The sequence below is a fragment of the Mycobacterium sp. 23 genome, assembly GCF_048287075.1.
In the GTDB taxonomy this organism is placed as follows: Bacteria; Actinomycetota; Actinomycetes; order Mycobacteriales; family Mycobacteriaceae; genus Mycobacterium; species Mycobacterium gordonae_B.
Map to the genome: position 1 here is coordinate 6072670 of NZ_JBLVUX010000005.1, position 18907 is coordinate 6091576.

Genomic DNA, 18907 nt, shown 5'->3' on the forward strand with positions numbered 1-18907 from the left:
ACCCATGGGAATCGTCGGAATCGGGATTGACCTTGTCTCCATACCTGATTTCGCCGAACAGGTGGACCAGCCGGGAACGGTGTTCGCGGAGACCTTCACTCCGGGTGAGCGCCGCGACGCCTCGGACAAGAGTTCGTCGGCGGCGCGTCACCTGGCGGCCCGTTGGGCGGCCAAGGAGGCCGTGATCAAGGCTTGGTCGGGGTCCCGGTTCGCCCAGCGGCCGGTGTTGCCGGAGGACATCCACCGCGACATCGAGGTGGTCACCGACATGTGGGGCCGCCCGCGGGTCCGGTTGAGCGGTGAGATCGCCAAGCATCTGGCCGACGTGACGATCCATGTCTCGTTGACGCACGAGGCGGACACGGCGGCCGCGGTCGCGATTCTGGAGACCTCTTAGGGCGAGCAGACACAAAATCGCCGTGGAGCTTGCGCTCCAACGCGAATTTGTGTCTGCTCGCGCGGGCGGGTTGGGTTTTTCTGCCGCGCAACTCTTTTCGCCACGCCGCAATAATCAGATGAATGAATTCATTTACACGTGGAGCTTGAAGTACTACTCTTTGTGGTACTACCGAACGTAGTAATACGCGCGACAGCCGGCTCGCAACGGCGCGGGTCCGGTGGTGAGGGGATGATCGCCGTGACGGCCCATGCCATTGACTCCCGCTTCCATCCGTCGGCGACGCTGCGCCGCCAGCTCAACAAGGTGTTCCCGACGCACTGGTCGTTCCTGTTGGGTGAGATCGCGCTGTACAGCTTCATCGTGCTGCTGATCACCGGCGTGTACCTGACGTTGTTCTTTGACCCGTCGATGGCGGAGGTGACCTACCACGGCGTCTATCAGCCGCTGCGTGGCGTGGAGATGTCGCGGGCCTACGAGTCGGCGCTGAACATCTCCTTCGAAGTCCGCGGAGGGTTGTTCGTCCGCCAGGTGCACCACTGGGCGGCGCTGATGTTCGCCGCATCGATCATGGTGCACCTGGCGCGGGTGTTCTTCACCGGCGCGTTCCGGCGCCCGCGTGAGGCGAACTGGGTGATCGGGTCGCTGCTGCTGATCCTGACGATGTTCGAGGGCTACTTCGGCTACTCGCTGCCCGACGACCTGCTCTCGGGCATCGGTCTGCGCGCGGCGCTGTCGTCAATCACGCTGGGATTGCCGGTGATTGGCACCTGGCTGCACTGGGGACTGTTCGGCGGTGACTTTCCCGGCACGGTCCTGATTCCGCGGCTGTACGCGCTGCACGTACTGCTGATCCCAGGGCTGCTGCTGGCTCTCATCGGGGTGCACGTGGCGCTGGTGTGGTTTCAGAAGCACACCCAGTTCCCGGGTCCGGGCCGTACCGAGCACAACGTGGTCAGCGTGCGGGTGATGCCGACGTTCGCGGTCAAGTCCGGTGCCTTCTTCGCGTCCATCGTCGGTGTGCTGGGCCTGATGGGCGGGCTGCTGCAGATCAACCCGATCTGGAACCTGGGACCCTACAAGCCATCTCAGGTGGCGGCGGGTTCGCAGCCGGACTTCTACATGATGTGGCCGGACGGCTTGCAGCGACTGTTGCCGGCCTGGGAGCTGTACATCGGGCACCACACGGTGCCGGCGACGGTCTGGGTGGCCCTGCTCATGGGGCTGGTCTTTGTGCTGCTGATCGGCTACCCGTTTTTGGAGAAGCGTTTCACCGGTGACTACGCGCACCACAATCTGTTGCAGCGCCCGCGGGATGTGCCGGTGCGCACCGCAATCGGCGCGATGGCGGTCAGCTTCTACCTCGTCCTCACCCTGGCGGCGATGAACGACATCATCGCCTTCACGTTCCGCATCTCGTTGAATGCGACGACATGGATCGGGCGTATCGGCATGGTGATCCTGCCGCCGCTGGTGTATTTCATCGCCTACCGGTGGGCCGTGGGCCTGCAGCGCAGCGATCGCGCGGTGCTGGAACACGGCGTGGAGACCGGCATCATCAGGCGGCTGCCGCACGGCGCCTACATCGAGTTGCACCAGCCGCTCGGCGGGCCAATTCCGTTGAGCTATCAAGGCGCACCGCTGCCGAAGCGAATGAACAAGCTGGGCTCCGGCGGCTCACCCGGCAGCGGCGGCCTGTTGCTGGCGGATCCGGTGACCGAGGACTCGGCGTTGCGCGAGGCGGGTCGGCGGGCCCACGAGCGTGCTTCTGCCGCCTTGCGTGACGCCAACCGGTAGGCCGACCGGTAGGCCGAGCAGACACAAAATCGCGTTGGAGCTTGCGCTCCAACGCGATTTTGCGTCTGCTCGCGGGGGGTCTACCGCGCCAGGCTGCGGGCGTAGCCGGCGCCCATGCTCAGCAGGACCAGACCCACGATGATGAACGCGGCGACCCGGAAGATGCCGTCCAGGGTGGCGAGGTCGAACAGGAACAGCTTCCCTGTGGCCGCCGCGGTCAGTGCCAGGCCGGCGGTGATCGACTCGGTGCGACGCTCCCGCTCGCTGCGCAGCGCGTGGACGAAAAGGCCTGCCGCCATGGCGATCCAGCAGATGGTGGCAGCCATGTGACCGGCCAGGAATCCGCCGCCGGTGCCACCGATGACGACGCCGGCGGTCACCGTGAAAGCCGTGACGGCGTAGACGACCAGCGCTGCGGCCGAGGCCACCAGCAACCCGGCGGCCTCGGACTCGAGCCACGCCCGGGTCATCACCACGGCGAAGGCGATGACGAGCAGGCTGGCGGCCAACGTCGACACCGCCACTGAGGTCGGAATTGCGGTGGCCCGCAGCATCATCTGCAGCGGCGCGTAGCTGTAGAACAGTCCGCAGCCGATGATGCCGAATCCCAACGCAATCCAGCGGGCTACGGTGTCCCGACGGCCCACGATGGCGGTGACGATGGCCAGCGCCAACAGCATCGGGCCTTCGACGTAGCCGGCGCAGGCGACGCTGAGGGCCACCAGCGCCGAGATTGCCGACCACACCAGCCAGATCTGGGTGACGATGCGGGGGCGCCGGCCGAGCAGCGCGGCCGCCAACATACCCATCGCCAGAGCAGCGGCCAGAGTGGCGGTCAGCACACGATTCATCGATACTGCACTGGCCAGTACCGGGGCGGTGCCGACGGAGGTCAGCAGCGCCAGTGTGCCGGGATTCCTGGTGGCCGGCAGCAGCACGAGACCGCCGGCGATCGCCAGGATCGCGGCCACGGCGCAGGCACCGCCCAGCAGCCACGCGTTGTCGTGCGGGCCGGCTGCCGGCAACGCGACCAGTAGCGGCAGTGTGACCGCCGCGATCCGGGCAGCGTGCATCCACGCCCAGTCCTTGCCCAACTGCACCGGCAGCGCAGCGGCGGACAGGGCGAGCATGAAGCTGATCAGCAACAGGTCCACCCCGTGGGTGATCTCCGGAGCCAGCACGATCAGCGGCACCAACACCAGCAGGGCGAGGTGTTCGGAGTCCCAGCGGCGGGCCAGCGCCAGCCCGGCGCCGCCCACGATGGCGGCCAGGACCAGCCCGACCGGCGCGGCAACCCACCTGTAGATGGTCACGACGGCAATGACGTCCAGGTAGGCGGTGGCAATACCCGTGGCCGCCAACGCAATTGCGCCAATACGGCCGCCGGGCCGGCCGCACAACCGGATCGCCGCGCCGACCAGTACGCCCGCCAATGCCATTCCACCGGCTACCCGGATCTCCGGGCGAAGCAGACCGGCCTGCGCGGCCAGCACCAGCAACAGCACGACACCGATCAGCGTCACGGCGACGCCGGCGACGGCGAGCAGCTTGCCGATCCAGCTCGACTCGCCCTGTTCGGACACTGTTTCCGGGCCCTGTGGGGGAGGGGTCGCGTCAGGCCTCGGTGTGGATCGGGGATGAGGTCGGGGCGCCGCCGGCGCGACGGCCGCCGGCTGCCAGTACTGCCAGTAGTTCTGCCAATACGATGCGGCCTGCTGCTGAGGTGTCTGCGGCTGAGGTGTCGGGGCGACGGGCGGCTGCGGGGCGACGGGCGGTGGCGGTACGAAGACGGGCGCCGGCCGCGGTGTGGGACGGGCCTCGGTGGCGACAAGCAATCTGTCCAACTCCATGAGTTCACCCGAGACCCGGGACATTTGCCGGGCCAGGGCGTCGAACTCGTGCGAAAGCCGGCTGATCACAGCCTGATGCGATTCGGTCATGGTGACCCACCCTGCCGGGACCGCGGCGCGACCGGATGAGTAGGACTACCTGAATGGCGCTATTGGTCGAGCCCGTGCTCGATCGCGTAGCGCGTCAGTTCGACCCGGTTGGCGACCTGCAGCTTGCGGAAGGTTGCCTGCACATGGTTTTCCACGGTCCGGTGGCTCAACGAGAGACGCTCGGCAATTTGCTTGGCGGACAACCCTTTTGCGACAAACCGCAATACCTCGGTCTCGCGTTCGGTGAGACTCGGCGTGGCCGGGCCGGTGTTTGGGCTCGTCGCGATACGCCGGTACTCGCCGAGCACCAGCCCGGCCAGACTCGGCGTGAAGACTGCGCGCCCGGCCGCGGTGGCCCGCACCGCATCGGCCAGCTCGGCCTTGGACGCGCTCTTGACCAGATAACCGGCCGCCCCGGCCTTGACCGCTTCCAGCACGTCGTCGCGTTCATCGGAGGCCGAGAGCACCAGCACCTTGGTGGACGGCGAAACCTCGAGCACCTGCATCGTCGCCTCAACGCCGTCACCGTCGGCCAGGCGCATGTCCATCACCACCACATCCGGCTTCACCACCGCTGCCCGCCGCCGAGCGGACGCGACGCCGTCGGCGGTAGCGACCACATTGAAGCCGTCGTCGGCCAGATCGCGCGCCACCGCGTCGCGCCAGATCGGGTGGTCGTCGACGACCATCACCGTCGGTTCGGCCGTCTCAGTCATGACGGGGCACGCTCAATTCCCATTCCGTTCCCTCTCCCGGGCTGGTGTGCAGCTCAGCGCTGCCACCCAACGACATCAACCGTCCCACAATCGACTTCGAAATTCCGACGTGTCCTTGGCCGACCGCTTCCTGCAGGCGGCCGGGGGCGATGCCGACGCCGTCGTCGCGGATGCTCACCGTGACCGAATCGCCCAGGTCCTCCAGGAGCACGAAGGCGCGCGCCTGCGGACCGGCGTGGGCGCGCACGTTGTCCAGGGCATTGCCCACCGCGGCGTCCAATTCGGTGGCGACACCGCCGTCCATCAGAACAGCGGTGCCCGGCAGGCTCATCGAGACGCGCTCGCCTTCCCGGCGGCGGAGCAGGGCGCGAACATCCACGGTCTCGTCGGTGTCGGATTCCATCTCGGTGGAGGTCACCCAACTACGCAGCGCCCGTTCCTGTTCCCTGGCGAGGGTGGCGAGTTCGGCTGCGTCGCCACCGATTTCGTGACCCCGTTTGGCAACCAGCGCCAGCACCTGGATGACACCGTCGTGCACCTGCCGCGACAATCGCTCGCGTTCCTCCACCGCTGCCGACAAGCGGGCGGCGCGCCGCAGTTCGTCATGCGCGCGCCGGGCCGTGCTAGCCGCCAGCCCCACCGCGAGGCCGGCCGCCAACTCGACGATGATGGTGGCGTTCCGCCCCAGGTTGACGTTGATATAGCCCTTGACGAATTCGCTGGCGGCGGTGACCGCCACGCCGGTCAACATGCCGCCGGTGGGACCGAACTGCAGAGCCGCCGAGATCGTGGCGTTGCTGGCCCACAGGGTCGTCGGCCAGGTCTGATTGTTGTGCGCCCACTGCCCGGAGGCGATCACCTCGGTGGACAGCATGAGGACCACCACCACGACGAGTTCGGCGATCACCCAGGCCGGTCGCCGTCCGAAACCTTGCAGGTAGGCGAAGGCGCAGGCCGCGCTCCAGCCGATGAGCACCGCGAACAAGGCCCAGCCCAGCGCGGGATGGCGCAGATCAGAGCTGACGGCGACATGAAAACCCAACGCGTATAGGCAGCTCAGCAGCCGGAACAGCTGTGCCGCCCGCCACAGCGGTGTCGTCGGGTCAGGGCCGGTGATCGCCATTACGGGCTCAGCATAGCCAGCGCCGGAGGCCTGACCGATCTGCTTCGGTGGGCTGTTGGACATGTGGTTGCTTCCGCCGACGCCTATTGCGCACGCATGGAACAGCGGTTAGCCTGCCAATGTTACTCAGCGGTAGGTTAAGTGGGGTTTCGCTCGAGGAGTCGGTCTGCGAGTCACGCCGGGGGCGGCGCGCTGACCAGTTGATCAGATCGGCGGGAGTGGTTCCCAGCTAACTCCGCTCGCTCGCGGAACAGTGAGCTCAGTTCGTGCATATCGTGACCCTCGGTGGTTTCCCTGAGGGGCGAAATTTCCTGCCCGAAAAATATTCTTGTTGCTTAAGTACAGCTTGCTGTCAATTGGCTGAGAGTTACTGACACCCCGCGATCTCATATTAAATTCATCTTCGTGCAGCGACCGCTGGTCACTTGCCTCAGCTAATCAAAGGAGACGTAGATGTCATTTCTGATCGCCGTACCGGAGTTGGTTGAGGCGGCGGCCGACGACTTGTCCGGCATCCAAGCAGCCCTGGGGGAGGCGACCGCGTCCGCGGCGGCCTCGACAACGTCGGTGTTGCCTGCCGGGGCTGACGAGGTTTCGGCGGCGATCGCTCAATTGTTCGGTGTTCATGGCAGGGACTTTCAGGCACTGACTACGCGGGCAGCGCTGTTCCACAACGAGTTTATGAGTCTGCTGAGCTCCGGCGCCGCGCAGTACGCCAGTACCGAAGCGACCGCCGCGGCGCTGCTCGCCGGCTCCGCGGCCGGTGCGGCGACGTCGCCCGTGGAGGGACTGGTGGCATTCGCCAGCGCTGTCGCGGCGCCCTATCAGACGCTGTTCGCGAACACCGCCGCCAACCTGCAGAGTCTGGGTACCGCGATCTCGGCCAATCCGCTGCCGTTCCTACGCCAGTTAATCGCAAATCAGGGCGGTTACCTGCAGACGGCAGCGGCCGCGGTGGCCGATGCAGTGCAAAATCTTCCCGTCGCGCTAGCCAATTTTCCGCTCTCCATTCAAAACGGCGTACAGGCCATAACGAATTTTCAGCCCGGTGCTCTGGCGCAGTGGGTGGTCAATAACCAAATCGGCTATTTCAACACGATTGCGACCTCGCTCCAGGCTGCCGGCAAAGACTTCATGACCGGCATACAGGGGTTGCCGGCCAGTTTTCAAGCTGCTGGCCAGGCCCTGCAGGCAGGTGATTTTCAGGGCGCGGTGGACGACGTCTCGACCGGCTTCGTGAACTTGTTCCTGACCGGCTTCAGCAGCGAACTCGACTTCGACACCGGCTTCGTCAACGTCGCGGCGACGGGTGCCTTCGGCGATCTGACCCCGATCTTTTCCATTCCCGGACAGATGGCACAGAACTTCACCAGCCTGCTGCCGACCGGGTCGATTCCGGCGCTGATCTCTCAGAACTTCACCAACCTCATCGACACGGCCACCGACACGTCGCAGTGGATAAATCTCGGCGTGAGCAGCCTGCCAATCCCTCTGCATGTCGGGTTGCCCGTCGTTCTGGCGCTCGATGCGATCGGTCCGGTGCTCACCACCGGCGATGCGGTGCAATCCAGCCTGGCCTCGTTGACCTCGGCGATGCAGACCGGCGATGTCGCGGGAGCGGCGGCGGCAATCCTCGGTGCCCCCGCAACCGTCGCCAACGGTTTCCTCAACGGGCAGACCATGCTGCCGCTGAATGCGGGGGTTAGTTTCCCGGGCGGTAGCGGGGTTCTCAATTCGACGACGTATTTGCCGCTGGGCGGAATTCTGACCCCGCTGCAGGGCGGCGAACTCGTCACAGACATAACGCCGGGCGTGCCGTTCCCGCTCGGTGGCGCCGAGTTCGGCGGCATCATCCCGGGCCTGCTGACCTACCTGCCCGAACAATTCGCGCAGGCCATCGGGGCCCTACCGCCGGCGCTTTAGGCGTTGCGGCGGGCCGTGCTGGGCTTGGCTAGCCTCGAACCCATGACTGATCTGGTTGAGCGGGTACGCGAGGTGTTGCCTTCGGTACGGCGCGATCTCGAGGATCTGGTGCGGATCGAATCGGTGTGGGCCGACCCGGATCGTCGCGATGAGGTGCATCGTAGCGCGCAACTGGTGTCGGACCTGTTGTCGCAGGCAGGTTTTGACGACGTCCGGATCGTCAGCGAGGGCGGTGCTCCCGCCGTCATCGCGCATTACCCGGCGCCGGCGGGAGCGCCCACCGTCCTGCTGTACGCCCACCACGACGTGCAACCCGAGGGCGACCGCCGCCAGTGGCACTCGCCGCCCTTCGCGCCGACCGAGCGTGAGGGGCGCCTGTACGGCAGGGGCACCGCCGACGACAAAGCCGGCATTGCAACACATTTGGCTGCCTTCCGGGCGCACGGTGGCCGGCCGCCGGTCGGCGTGACCGTGTTCGTCGAGGGCGAGGAAGAATCGGGCTCGCCGACGTTGGGCCAGTTTCTGGCGGCTCATCGCGACGAGCTGGCCGCAGACGTGATCGTGATCGCCGATTCCGACAATTGGAGCACCGAGATTCCGGCGTTGACGGTGTCGCTGCGAGGGATGGCCGATTGCGTCGTCGAGGTGGCCACGCTGGATCACGGCCTGCACTCCGGACTGTGGGGCGGCGTGGTCCCCGATGCGCTGAGCGTGCTGGTACGGCTGCTGGCCAGCCTGCACGACGACGACGGCAACGTCGCGGTGCAAGGGTTGCACGAGAGTAAGGCGGCCGATGTCGAATATCCGCCGGACCGGGTCCGGCGGGAGTCGGGTTTGCTGGACGGGGTGACCGAGATCGGCTGCGGCTCGGTGCCGCAGCGGCTGTGGGCCAAGCCGGCGATCACGGTGATCGGGATCGACACGACGCCGGTGGCCGCGGCGTCGAACACCCTGATCCCGCGGGCGCGGGCGAAGGTCAGCATTCGGGTGGCTCCCGGTGGTGATGCGGTGCAGCACCTGGACGCAGTGGAAGCTCACCTAAAGCAGCACGCCCCCTGGGGTGCTCAGGTCAGCGTCGTCCGCGGCGACGCAGGTCAGCCGTATGAGATCGACGCGAGTGGGCCGGTGTACGACGCCGCACGCGCGGCATTCCGACAGGCCTGGGGCGTGGACGCGATCGACATGGGCCTGGGCGGGTCAATCCCGTTCATCGCCGAGTTCGCCAAGGCGTTTCCGCACGCCAAGATCCTGGTCACCGGCGTGGAAGACCCGGCGACACAAGCACACAGCATCAACGAAAGCCTGGATCTCGGCGTGCTGGAACGCGCTGCGATAACGGAGGCGCTGTTGCTGGCGAATCTTGCTACGTGAGTTTCGGGTTGAGGTAGACGTAGAGGGTCGCGATCTTGTCGTCCCGCACAACCACGACGTCGAGGCCGGTGTATGCGGGAGCCTCGCCCTGCGGTCCGGACCCCCAGGCAAAAATTCCTCCGTTGTGCAGGGCCTGCGGCTCTCCGCGGTGGGTATAGACGAAGTCCGGGTGACTGGCGCGGAGGTCCCCGGCGAAGCGGTCCACTGCGTCACGTCCGACGAGGACATCGCCGGGAACGTAGAGCACGCAATCTCCGGTGTACAACTCGTCGACGGCGGCGCGCCGGCGGGCTGCGTCGCCTTCGCCGAACACGTCGGTCAGATTTCGTTGGAGAAGCTCGATCACGCGCTCGTCAGTCGTCATGCCGGGCTAAACGGACTGCAGTCCGATTTCATTCCACTGGCGGGTGCCCCGCCGGGTCAGACCGACAGATCCCGCCGCAACTTGGCCACGTGCCCGGTCGCCTTGACGTTGTACTGCGCGACCGCGATCTTGCCCTTCTCGTCCACCACGAACGTCGAGCGGATGACCCCGGTCACCGTCTTGCCGTACATCTGCTTCTCGCCGAAGGCGCCGTATGCCGTCAGCACCTTGCGCTCCGGGTCGGACAGCAGCGGGAACGTCAGCCCCTCGGCGTCGCGGAACTTCGCCAGCTTCTCCGGCTTGTCGGGGGAGATCCCGACCACGTCGATGCCGGCCTCGTTGAGTTCGGCCAGGCTGTCGCGGAAGTCGCAGGCCTGTTTGGTGCAACCGGGTGTGGAGGCGGCCGGGTAGAAGTACACGACGACCCGGCGTCCCTTGTAGTCGGAGAGCTTCACGGTGTTGCCGTCGGCGTCGGGCAGGTTGAAGGCGGGCGCCTTATCGCCTGGCGCCAGCCGCGTGGTCTCGGTCAAGGTGCATCCCTTTCTTGTCGCCGAAGCGTCGGCACTAGGGTAGTTCCTCAGTGCATCAGCCTGACTTGGAGGACAGACACGTGGCGGACCGCGATCCCGACACCATCAAGCAGGAGATCGACCAGGCCCGCGAGCAGCTGGCAGCAACCGTCGACTCGCTTGCTGAGCGGGCCAACCCTCGCCGCCTCGCCGACGACGTCAAGGCCAAGGTCATCGAGTTCCTGAACAAGCCCATCGTGACGGTGTCGCTGACCGGGATCGGCGCGGCCGCCGTCGTGGTGGTGATCTACCGGATCCGGAAGCGCTGACCCTCCTTGCGCGATTGTGAAGCCAGCTTCACGCTCGACGCCGAACGCGCGACCAGCTTCACGCTCGCGGCACCTCAGTTGCGCGTCACGAAGTAGCCGGACACCGCGGCCTTCAGCCGCCGCGACGGCGACAGCGTCGAGGCCACCCGCATCACTTTGGTCCCGAACCCGGGCATCACCGTGACCTGGCCTGCCCGCATCGCCGCATAGCCCGCCTCGGCCACCGGGGCACAGTCCGCGATGAAACGGTCCAGCCTCGACCACTCCCCGACGCCGGCGGTGTGCCCGAACTCGGTGCGGGTCGGGCCGGGCGCCAGATGCGTGCACGTCACGCCCGTGCCGCGCAGATCGTCGGCGACCGCCTCCGAGAAGCTTCTGACGTAGGCCTTGCTGGCGGCGTAACCCGCCTCCAGACCGTGCGGGATGATGTAGGCGGCGACCGAGCTGACGTTCAGAATCGCGCCATGGCCGGCTTTGACCATGCGGGCGGCATACAGCGTCGTCAGGTCGGTCAGCGTCACCACGTTCAGCTGGACCATCTTCGAGACGGCAACCGGATCGGACTCCTGGATCTTCAGACCGAGGATTCCCACCCCGGCGTTGTTGACCAGGTACTCGACGTCGACGCCGAGGTCGTCGACGCGCGCGACCAGGTCGGCTCCGGCACCCGGCGCCGCCAGGTCCATCGTGATCGGGTCGGCGCGGACGCCGTGGCGTGCCCGCAAATCCCCGGCCAACTCGCCCAATTGCGCCGCGCTGCGTTCGCTGGACACCACCACCACATCGATACCGTCGCGCGCGAAGAGGCGGGCCAGCTCCCGACCCAGGCCGGTCGAGGCGCCGGTGATCAGCGCGGTCGTCATGCGGGCAGGCCTTTCCTGCCCGGCGTCTGGCTGGTGACGTGGATCGGGATGTCGTCGTCCCAGGGCTGGGCGTCGGCCATATCGGCGACCTTCACATAGCCGCGCTCGAACTCGCCCGTCGCGGCGTCGACGAGCCGGTACTCCTGCCGTTGCGTCTGAATGGGCTGTGAGTCCAGAATCACCACGCGCACCTCGCCCGGTTCGAATCCGCACCGCTCCTGCAGCGCCTCTATCAGGCACTCGTTGTGCAGATGCCCGTCGCCGAAGTTCCAGCCCAGCACCATGGCGCACAACACCTCGCCCTCACACAGGTTGTAGTCGTCCTCGTCGTATCCGGACAGCGCCCGGTGCGCGAGGGTGAACAGGGCGCGCCCGTGCGTGTTCATCCCGCGGAATGCGTACGCGAGGTGAATGGGAACCAGCGTGGCCTCTTTGCTCTTGTACAACCGCTCGAGCTGCAGATGCTGCATCGGGCCGAGCGCTCGCGAGCCGATACGGATTTTTTCGTCGGCCGACGGCTTGACGCACCACACCGTGGTGTCCCAGTTTCCGGCGTAGTACCGCATGCCCGGCAGGAAGGAAACTCTGCGGGGGAACAGGTTTCCGACGACGACGGTGCCGGCGACCACCGCGAACAACAGCGCCACCAACACCGGCTGATGCACGTCGGACAGGCCGATACCCGCGTGCGCGACGAACAGCCACAGCACTCCGAACATCATGAAGACGTTCCACTCCAGCGGAACCCCCATCGGGAAGGCCAGCAGAATGTTCAGGTGGAACACGATCATGACGAATGCGGCGATGGCCGTGGGCCATCCACCGTGTGAAAAGAGCAGTACCAGCGGCACCAAACCCTCGATCGCGGTGGAGAAGTGCGCAATGAAACCCGACAATGCACTGGGCCGCAAGTCATCCGGGTATCGCTTGAACAGTGACCGCTTGAGGAATCCCGACGGGATGAACGGGTTGTTCGCCAGCATGGTGGAGATCACAAAGGGAAAGTGCCTGTTCAGCTTTGACGTGGCCGCCCCGAGCCAGATGACCATGAAGACCACCTTGACCCCGACGACGATGTCGGTCCCGGAGAACAGGAAAGCCACCGTCAGTGGCGCATAAACCTCGCCGCGGGCGGCCAGGAAGATGATCTTGTCGCGCAGGCTGACCACGGCCAGGACCGCGAGGATCGCCACCGGTTGCCACCAGGGCAGCACTCCGATCGTCGTGCCGAGCGCCGGAATCGGCCCGGTGCCGTCGGAGACCAGCGCGGTGACGAGCAATACCAGCAGGGCTGCGTAGAGCAGAGCCTCGAAAGGGGTCCTGTTGGTGCCCCTGGTCAGCGGTACCCGTCCGGGCCATGGCGGCAGCCGGATAGTCCCGGGGCGCAGCCAGTACAAGGCGGATCCGATAGGCGGGAAATACCGCCCGGCCAACGGCCCGAAGCAGCAGCCCAGGCCGACGACTTCGAACAGCATCGTGTAGAGCACGGCCTTCTGGAAGACGATCGGCTCGGTCCACCACGAGGCGACGTCGGTGAAGCCGCCGATGCCCGTTGTGGTCCAGGCGAATACCCAGGCCCCCAGGATGTAGAGCCCGATCTTCACGCCGTACATCACGTGCATGATCAGCGGAGTGCCGAAGCCGTTGGCGGCGATGTGCTGCATCATCGGGATCACGCGGCGGGCCCGCGGAAGTTTGCTCCATTCGGCTGTCTCGACGACGGGCAGGTTCGGCTGGATGAACCCCATTGCTGCTCCTTCGAACTGTGTGCGCACGAGCGCCCGCACGTTGCCAACGACACGCCGCCGTGGCCGGCAATTTGGGGACGCTCGCGAGCGAGGGTCGGGCCCGAGAAAAAACTACCTGCGACGCGGGTGCTGCAACAGACCTGCGTCGACTCACCGGGACAGAATCTGCCGGTTCCGCGGGCCGGTTGCGATCAGCGCGATCCCATCTCGCCGGGCCGCCCGGCGCCGCCGGGGAGCGACCGCGTGGTGTCACCGTCTTGGATGGTGAGTACTGTTGAGCGACAGCACTATTCAGGTCCGCTGGACCAGCACGCGTTAGACGGTACCGCTGCGCGGCTGTCCACCGCGCCGCCCTCACCGGTGCGCCAAACCGCTTGGACAACCGGCGGCGAGACCGGGAAAGGTGGGCCACACAGGTCTGCCGAGAGGAACGCGAACGTGGGAACTGCCACTGTACGAATAGTCGGTGGCCACAAGCGCTTTGATGCCGACAGTCATGCCCTCAACGGCATCAACCTGACCATCGACGACGGCGACTTCCTGGCGATTCTCGGGCGTAGCGGCAGCGGCAAGTCCACCCTGCTGCGGGTCATCGCCGGGCTGGAGACGCTCACCGCGGGCACCGTCGAGTGGTCCAGCGCCAACGGTGTGGCGCGACCCCACACCGGCGTGGTTTTCCAGCAACCCCTGCTGTTGCCGTGGTTGACCGCCGGCGAGAACGTGACGATCGCCGGGCGATTCGCCGCCAACAAAGCGACATTTCAGCCGGGATACGCCCAGGAACTTCTGCAACGTTTCGACCTGCAACGGGTGGCCGACCGCTACCCCGATCAGCTGTCCGGCGGCCAGGCGCAGCGGGTGGCGATCATCCGCGCGGTGGCCACCCGGCCGCGATTGTTGCTGCTCGACGAGCCGTTCAGCGCCCTGGACCCCGCGATCCGGGCGGACCTGCAATCCTGGCTGGCCGTCCTGGCTGCCGAGCTGGGAGTGACCGTGGTGCTGGTCACCCACGATGTCGACGAAGCCCTGCTGCTGGCCGGCCGCGTCGTGCTGCTGGGACCTGACGGCAGGATTCGCCGCGAGTGGCAACCGGCCGTCACCGCCGCGGTCCGCACCGGCGACGATCAACTGCGACAAGAGATCCTGGACCAGTACCGCCCGGTCGAACAGTGACCGCACTGTTCACCCGGCGCCGTCTGCTGATCGGCGCGGTCGCGGCCGGCGGGCTGGCCGGAATCGCCGACCTCGCCCACGCCGCGAGCATCGACCGCACCAACACCAGCGGGCAATTGCGAATCGGGTATCTGCCCATCACCGACGCGGCGCCCCTGTTGATCGCGCACGCTGCCGGCCTCTATCAACCGGGTGTGGTGAGTTCGGCCAAACCGGTGCTGTTCCGCAGCTGGGCCTCGCTCGCCGAAGCGTTCGTCACGCGTCAGGTGGACGCGGTCCACATGCTGATGCCCACCGCTATCCAACTGCGCTTCCTGCTGCGCAGCCCGGTGCGGGTACTGAGCTGGAACCACACCAACGGGTCAGCCCTGACGGTCGCGCCCGGCATCAGCGATCTCGGGCAACTCGCCGGCACGCAGGTGGGGATCCCGTTCTGGTGGTCGATCCACAACATCATCCTTCAGCAACTGCTGCGCGCCCACGACCTGACACCGGTGGTGCGCCGCAGCGCCTCTCGAAGCGCGCGCACGGTCGAGCTGATCGTCATGAGTCCCTCGGACATGGTGCCGGCGTTGGCGAACCGGTCGATCAGCGGCTACGTCGTGGCCGACCCGTTCAACGCCATGGCGCAGGTCCGCAAGATCGGGCGCATCCACACCTTCCTGGGTGACGTGTGGCGTGACCACGCCTGCTGCGTGGTGCTGGCCCACCAGGACCTGATCGAGCACCGGCCGGACGCCGCTGCGTCACTCGTCAATTCGATTGTGGCGGCCCAGCAGCACATCAACGCGGATCGGCCCGCGGCAGCCGTGGCGCTGTCGAACGGTGCCTACCTGCCGCAACCTCAGCCGGCCATCAAGACCGCGCTGACCTACCGCTCCCAGGACTACCGCTTCGCGCACCCCGACTGGCAGCCACAGCGGTTGGGGTATCAGCCGTTTCCCTTCCCGAGCTTCACCCGCCGCCTCGTCGAGGCCATGCATGACACCGTCGTCGACGGCGACCGCGCCTTCCTGGACCGGATCGATCCGGTGTCGGTGCATTCCGAACTGGTCGACGACACATTCGTGCGGAGCGCGCTGGTAGCGCACGGCGGACCCGCAACCTTCGGAATCCCCGCAGATCTGACCCGAACCGAACAGGTGCAGCCGCAATGACTCTGAACACCTCGACAGCCGAAGCGCCGGCGCCGGCGGGGCCAGCACGGCAGTGGTGGCCGCCCGCCCTGGCCATCGCGTCCGCAGTCGGGGCGTGGTGGCTGGCGACCGCCGCGCTGGCCCCGCCGCAGTCCCTGCTCCGCGAAACGACGCCGGTGAAAGTGGTCAAGTCCCTGGCTGATCTGTTCAACCGCGGCGTGCTGCTACCCGACAGCGGGGTGAGCCTGTGGCGGCTGCTGGTCGGGTTGCTAGTCGGCGCCGTGATCGGCATCCCCGCCGGGCTGTTGATCGGGCTGAACGACACCGCCGATCGCGCCACCCGTCCCGTCGTCCAATTCCTGCGGATGATCTCACCGCTGTCGTGGGCGCCGATCTCGGTGGCGCTCTTCGGGATCGGCAACGAGCCGGTGATCTTCCTGATCGCCGCGGCATCGGTGTGGCCAATCCTGATCAACACCGCAGCCGGTGTGCACGCCATTGACCCGGGCTACCTGCAGGTCGCCAAATCGTTCGGCGCCACCCGCCTCGAGCAACTCACCGTCGTCGTGCTGCCCGCGATCCGCGGCCACCTCCAGACGGGTCTGCGGGTGGCGTTGGGTATCGCCTGGGTGGTGTTGGTCCCAGCCGAAATGCTGGGTGTGCGTTCGGGTCTCGGCTACCAGATTCTCAACGCCCGGGACCAGTTGGCCTACGGACAGGTGGTTGCGGTGATCGTGGTGATCGGCGTGATCGGCTACCTGCTGGATCTCGCTGCGCGGCGGGCGTTGTCGGGCTCGCGCCCGGCGTAGGTCACGCGACCGCGCGCGACCACGCCAGCGGGTTGAGTTCCCGGAACGGGTCGTCGGCCCGCAACGCCAGCAGGTCCCGGAGTATGGCTTCGAGTTCGCGCTGAGTGTTGTCGCGGACCGTGCTCACCCAGGTCTCGGCCGGCACCCGGGCTGGTCTGCTGGTGTCGATCGGGTCGCTGAACCGCAGATACATCCGTTGTGGGCGGGGGATGAGGGTGGGGCCGATTCCTCTGATCAAGGGCATCGCCATGTCGGCATCGCCGCTGAGCCTCTTGCTGACGGCTTGGCTGAGACGGCCCAGCCTGCTGTCCCGCGTGACCAGGCTCTTGTAGACGTCGTCGCCGCCGACCAGTCCGACCGGCACGATGGGGTAGTCGTGTTCGGCGGCAAGGCGCGCGAAGCCGGACCGGCCGTGCCAGTTCAGCCGGTATTCCTCACCCTTGAATTTCGCGATCTCGCGGCCCCCTCCCGGGAACACCAGGATCGTCTCGTTGTGGCGCATCAGCTCGCGGGCGGTCTCGGGGGCGCCGACGACGCCGCCATAGGCGGCGATGAGGTCACGTCCCAACCCTTTAGCCTCACCGAACTTGCGGTCGGCCAAGGGCCGCACCCGGGTGCCCGTCACCCGTCGCACGTAGTGCGGAACGAGCAGGATTTCTGCGAATGCCTGTTGAGTATGGTTGCCCACCAAAAGGAATCGGCCATCGGTAGGCAGCTTGTCCAGCCCGCTGACAAAGGGCCGGTACAGGTCGACCACGGGTTGGATCCCGCCCTGGATCTTCTGCAGTGCCTCACTCAGGATCTGCACCCGGCGGGGGTGGTTCATCACGGTTTCACGTGCTTCGGTCATGGACTCTCCTCTGGTTCGCCGCTCACTATACCGAACGAACTAGTTCGTATGGTAGTTTGTGGAGGTGCGCACCACGGATGAACTTCGCGACACGATCCTGGGTGCCGCGCGATCGGAATTCGCTCAATTCGGGCTGGCCGGTGCGCGTATCGACCGCATCGCCCGAGCGGCGAGTGCCAGCAAGGAGCGTCTCTACGCGCATTTCAGGGACAAGGAGACCCTGTTCCGCAGCGTCGTCGCCGCCGACAGTGCGGAGTTCTTCGCCGCCGTCAGCCTGCGGCCCGAGGCGGTACCCGACTTCGTCGGCGACATCTTCGACCTGGCCTGTCGGCGGCCCGAGCATCTGCGCATGATCACCTGGGCCAACCTGGAGGGGCTGACCCTCGATCCGCCGCCCGCGCACGAGTGGGATTCGGTGCCGGCCCGCGACATTCGCGCCATCGAGGAAGCTCAGGCCGCCGGCTACGTCGACCCGACCTGGCAGCCCATGGAACTGCTGGTGATGTTGTTCGGCGTCGGACTGTCCTGGGCGCAGTCACCGCACCCGGACGCTCAGACGTCCGATCCCGAGATGCTGGCGGCACGGCGCGCGGCCGTCGTGGAGGCGGCCCGGCGAATCATTGCGCCGCGAGAATAGCCTCGGCCGTGCGGCGCCCGCTCACCAGGGCGCCTTGAATCGAGGCGGTGTCGCGGTGGTCGCCGCACAGCCATATCCCTGCCGACGTGCGGATCGGTCGGCGCACGCACAACGGTGGGTGTTGTGCGGGCAGTGCCTTGGGAATCACGTGTCTGGTCAACGGCTTCCAACCGCGAGGGTCGGTTTGCATGATGTCTGCGGCGTGCTCACGCACGACGCTTTCCGACGGCACGGCGCCGTCCCGCTCAACCACCGCCGACGCCGCGACGAGGTGCCGTCCCGGCGGCGCGTACGTCGGGGCGGCCGCACTGATCACCGCGGTGTTCACCACCGGCCCCGGGGGATTGCGGCGGCCGTCCACCCGGAGCATCGGTGGCCCGGGCACCGCCTGGTCGGATTCCCACCAGTCGGTCACGACCCCGTGCATCTGCGGTGCCGTTTCGGTGGTCAGCCACGCCGCCGCGACCGCGTCCGTCGCAACCACCACATGCTTCGCCTGGACGTGCACACCCTCCGCATGGACGAGGTATCCATTCAGGTCGGGATCGATACGAAATGCCCGGTGCTCGAACGCTATCCGATCACCGATCCGAGCGGCCAACTGCTCGGGCAGGGCCTGCATGCCGTTGGCCGGCAGCGCGGGGACGCCGAGGGCGAACATCCGTGCCAGCAGTAAAGCGAACGCGTTGGACGTGGCCCCGGTCGTCTCGAGCAGGACGCCCGCGAAGAAGCGGTCCACCACCCTGCGCACCTCGCCGCGCAGGCCGGCCCGATCCAGCGCCTCCCTGAGGGTTATGTCCCGATTGCTGTGTTCCTTGAGATGTTTCGGCCGCAAGGCCGGCCCCGCCCAGCGCGCCAGGGCCACCACATCGCGCGGGCTGATCGCTCCCGAGGACAACATCGCGGGCACCCGACCGGGGGCGCGCAGCGGATGCACCCACACCTGCGAACCCTTTTCGGAGCGGACCATGACGCCGGCGCCGAACGGTTGCAGGCGCAGTTTTGCCAGATCGACCGCCTCTCGCAGCTCCGGGTACGCCGGATTGAGCACCTGAAAGCCGCGGTCGCACCGGAACCCGTCGATGTTGTCGGTACGGATCCGGCCGCCGACCGCGCTCTTGGCCTCCCAGACCCGCACGTCGCGACCGGCGGCCACCAGCACGTCAGCACAGCGCAGGCCGGCCAGCCCCGCGCCGATGACCAGAACTTCCACTTCGTCCAT

At 66.8% G+C, this 18907-nt stretch carries 18 protein-coding genes; 9 read left to right on the top strand and 9 right to left on the bottom strand.

Annotated elements, in window-relative coordinates:
• The first annotated feature begins 4 nt into the window (after positions 1 to 4).
• Together ACNQS7_RS29140 and ACNQS7_RS29145 are read left to right on the top strand one after the other, a co-directional pair.
• Positions 5 to 397, top strand: a complete 393-nt coding sequence (locus tag ACNQS7_RS29140; RefSeq protein ID WP_055577800.1) for a holo-ACP synthase — start codon at positions 5 to 7, stop codon at positions 395 to 397.
• 231 nt (positions 398 to 628) lie between these two features.
• Entirely contained in the window at positions 629 to 2194 is a 1566-nt protein-coding gene (locus ACNQS7_RS29145) for a cytochrome b (protein WP_418015271.1), read from the top strand.
• A gap of 80 nt (positions 2195 to 2274) precedes the next feature.
• On the opposite strand, the gene ACNQS7_RS29150 is transcribed toward ACNQS7_RS29145, so the two are convergent.
• The 3 genes from ACNQS7_RS29150 to macS are packed head-to-tail and all read right to left on the bottom strand — an operon-like array spanning position 2275 to position 5973.
• On the bottom strand, positions 2275 to 4134 hold the full coding sequence (locus tag ACNQS7_RS29150) for a DUF2339 domain-containing protein (RefSeq protein WP_418015272.1): 1860 nt from the start codon (positions 4132 to 4134) through the stop codon (positions 2275 to 2277).
• A 59-nt stretch (positions 4135 to 4193) separates the two neighbouring features.
• Positions 4194 to 4850 carry a response regulator gene (locus tag ACNQS7_RS29155; RefSeq protein WP_418015273.1) on the bottom strand — a complete coding sequence of 219 codons (657 nt, stop codon included), beginning with the start codon at positions 4848 to 4850 and terminating at the stop codon, positions 4194 to 4196.
• The gene (gene macS / locus ACNQS7_RS29160) at positions 4843 to 5973 is read right to left on the bottom strand and encodes a MacS family sensor histidine kinase (protein WP_418016198.1); all 1131 of its coding nucleotides are present in this window, start codon (positions 5971 to 5973) and stop codon (positions 4843 to 4845) included. The genes ACNQS7_RS29155 and macS overlap by 8 nt, the downstream gene beginning before the upstream one ends.
• Before the next feature lie 453 nt (positions 5974 to 6426).
• On the opposite strand from macS, the gene ACNQS7_RS29165 reads away from it, so the two are divergent.
• Both ACNQS7_RS29165 and ACNQS7_RS29170 read left to right on the top strand, forming a co-directional pair.
• The gene (locus ACNQS7_RS29165) at positions 6427 to 7896 is read left to right on the top strand and encodes a PE family protein (RefSeq protein ID WP_418015274.1); all 1470 of its coding nucleotides are present in this window, start codon (positions 6427 to 6429) and stop codon (positions 7894 to 7896) included.
• A gap of 42 nt (positions 7897 to 7938) precedes the next feature.
• Positions 7939 to 9267, top strand: a complete 1329-nt coding sequence (locus tag ACNQS7_RS29170) for a dipeptidase (protein WP_418015275.1) — start codon at positions 7939 to 7941, stop codon at positions 9265 to 9267.
• Here the strand turns inward: ACNQS7_RS29170 and ACNQS7_RS29175 are convergent.
• Positions 9260 to 9631, bottom strand: a complete 372-nt coding sequence (locus ACNQS7_RS29175) for a nuclear transport factor 2 family protein (RefSeq protein ID WP_418015276.1) — start codon at positions 9629 to 9631, stop codon at positions 9260 to 9262. The genes ACNQS7_RS29170 and ACNQS7_RS29175 overlap by 8 nt on opposite strands.
• Positions 9632 to 9687: 56 nt before the next feature.
• Positions 9688 to 10161 (bottom strand): thioredoxin-dependent thiol peroxidase, encoded by a 474-nt coding sequence (bcp, locus tag ACNQS7_RS29180; protein WP_055577807.1) that lies wholly within the window; start codon positions 10159 to 10161, stop codon positions 9688 to 9690.
• An 80-nt stretch (positions 10162 to 10241) separates the two neighbouring features.
• On the opposite strand from bcp, the gene ACNQS7_RS29185 reads away from it, so the two are divergent.
• On the top strand, positions 10242 to 10469 hold the full coding sequence (locus ACNQS7_RS29185; protein ID WP_055577808.1) for a DUF3618 domain-containing protein: 228 nt from the start codon (positions 10242 to 10244) through the stop codon (positions 10467 to 10469).
• Positions 10470 to 10543: 74 nt separating this feature from the next.
• On the opposite strand, the gene ACNQS7_RS29190 is transcribed toward ACNQS7_RS29185, so the two are convergent.
• Both ACNQS7_RS29190 and ACNQS7_RS29195 read right to left on the bottom strand, forming a co-directional pair.
• Positions 10544 to 11332 (bottom strand): SDR family NAD(P)-dependent oxidoreductase, encoded by a 789-nt coding sequence (locus ACNQS7_RS29190; protein WP_418015277.1) that lies wholly within the window; start codon positions 11330 to 11332, stop codon positions 10544 to 10546.
• Positions 11329 to 13080 carry a DUF3556 domain-containing protein gene (locus ACNQS7_RS29195; protein WP_418015278.1) on the bottom strand — a complete coding sequence of 584 codons (1752 nt, stop codon included), beginning with the start codon at positions 13078 to 13080 and terminating at the stop codon, positions 11329 to 11331. The genes ACNQS7_RS29190 and ACNQS7_RS29195 overlap by 4 nt, the downstream gene beginning before the upstream one ends.
• A 438-nt stretch (positions 13081 to 13518) precedes the next feature.
• On the opposite strand from ACNQS7_RS29195, the gene ACNQS7_RS29200 reads away from it, so the two are divergent.
• Genes ACNQS7_RS29200 through ACNQS7_RS29210 form a run of 3 tightly spaced genes read left to right on the top strand, consistent with a single transcriptional unit; the run spans position 13519 to position 16198 of the window.
• Positions 13519 to 14253, top strand: a complete 735-nt coding sequence (locus tag ACNQS7_RS29200) for an ABC transporter ATP-binding protein (RefSeq protein ID WP_418015279.1) — start codon at positions 13519 to 13521, stop codon at positions 14251 to 14253.
• Entirely contained in the window at positions 14250 to 15410 is a 1161-nt protein-coding gene (locus tag ACNQS7_RS29205; RefSeq protein ID WP_418015280.1) for an ABC transporter substrate-binding protein, read from the top strand. The genes ACNQS7_RS29200 and ACNQS7_RS29205 overlap by 4 nt, the downstream gene beginning before the upstream one ends.
• Positions 15407 to 16198, top strand: a complete 792-nt coding sequence (locus ACNQS7_RS29210) for an ABC transporter permease (RefSeq protein WP_418015281.1) — start codon at positions 15407 to 15409, stop codon at positions 16196 to 16198. Before ACNQS7_RS29205 ends, ACNQS7_RS29210 begins: the two co-directional genes overlap by 4 nt.
• A gap of 1 nt (position 16199) precedes the next feature.
• Here the strand turns inward: ACNQS7_RS29210 and ACNQS7_RS29215 are convergent, their stop codons facing one another.
• Positions 16200 to 17048 (bottom strand): lysophospholipid acyltransferase family protein, encoded by an 849-nt coding sequence (locus ACNQS7_RS29215; RefSeq protein WP_418015282.1) that lies wholly within the window; start codon positions 17046 to 17048, stop codon positions 16200 to 16202.
• Between the two features lie 64 nt (positions 17049 to 17112).
• On the opposite strand from ACNQS7_RS29215, the gene ACNQS7_RS29220 reads away from it, so the two are divergent.
• Complete coding sequence (locus tag ACNQS7_RS29220) at positions 17113 to 17685, top strand: TetR family transcriptional regulator (RefSeq protein WP_310768681.1); 573 nt, start codon at positions 17113 to 17115, stop codon at positions 17683 to 17685.
• On the opposite strand, the gene ACNQS7_RS29225 is transcribed toward ACNQS7_RS29220, so the two are convergent.
• Positions 17666 to 18907 carry a flavin monoamine oxidase family protein gene (locus ACNQS7_RS29225; protein ID WP_418015283.1) on the bottom strand — a complete coding sequence of 414 codons (1242 nt, stop codon included), beginning with the start codon at positions 18905 to 18907 and terminating at the stop codon, positions 17666 to 17668. The two genes, ACNQS7_RS29220 and ACNQS7_RS29225, sit on opposite strands and share 20 nt — an antisense overlap.

Excerpts from the sequence above, each read along its gene's own strand:
- ACNQS7_RS29140 (WP_055577800.1), top strand. The coding sequence starts at position 5 with ATGGGAATCGTCGGAATCGGGATTGACCTTGTCTCCATACCTGATTTC.
- ACNQS7_RS29145 (WP_418015271.1), top strand. The coding sequence starts at position 629 with ATGATCGCCGTGACGGCCCATGCCATTGACTCCCGCTTCCATCCGTCG.
- ACNQS7_RS29150 (WP_418015272.1), bottom strand. The coding sequence starts at position 4,134 with ATGACCGAATCGCATCAGGCTGTGATCAGCCGGCTTTCGCACGAGTTC.
- ACNQS7_RS29155 (WP_418015273.1), bottom strand. The coding sequence starts at position 4,850 with ATGACTGAGACGGCCGAACCGACGGTGATGGTCGTCGACGACCACCCG.
- macS (WP_418016198.1), bottom strand. The coding sequence starts at position 5,973 with ATGGCGATCACCGGCCCTGACCCGACGACACCGCTGTGGCGGGCGGCA.
- ACNQS7_RS29165 (WP_418015274.1), top strand. The coding sequence starts at position 6,427 with ATGTCATTTCTGATCGCCGTACCGGAGTTGGTTGAGGCGGCGGCCGAC.
- ACNQS7_RS29170 (WP_418015275.1), top strand. The coding sequence starts at position 7,939 with ATGACTGATCTGGTTGAGCGGGTACGCGAGGTGTTGCCTTCGGTACGG.
- ACNQS7_RS29175 (WP_418015276.1), bottom strand. The coding sequence starts at position 9,631 with ATGACGACTGACGAGCGCGTGATCGAGCTTCTCCAACGAAATCTGACC.
- ACNQS7_RS29190 (WP_418015277.1), bottom strand. The coding sequence starts at position 11,332 with ATGACGACCGCGCTGATCACCGGCGCCTCGACCGGCCTGGGTCGGGAG.
- ACNQS7_RS29195 (WP_418015278.1), bottom strand. The coding sequence starts at position 13,080 with ATGGGGTTCATCCAGCCGAACCTGCCCGTCGTCGAGACAGCCGAATGG.
- ACNQS7_RS29210 (WP_418015281.1), top strand. The coding sequence starts at position 15,407 with ATGACTCTGAACACCTCGACAGCCGAAGCGCCGGCGCCGGCGGGGCCA.
- ACNQS7_RS29215 (WP_418015282.1), bottom strand. The coding sequence starts at position 17,048 with ATGACCGAAGCACGTGAAACCGTGATGAACCACCCCCGCCGGGTGCAG.
- ACNQS7_RS29225 (WP_418015283.1), bottom strand. The coding sequence starts at position 18,907 with ATGGACGAAGTGGAAGTTCTGGTCATCGGCGCGGGGCTGGCCGGCCTG.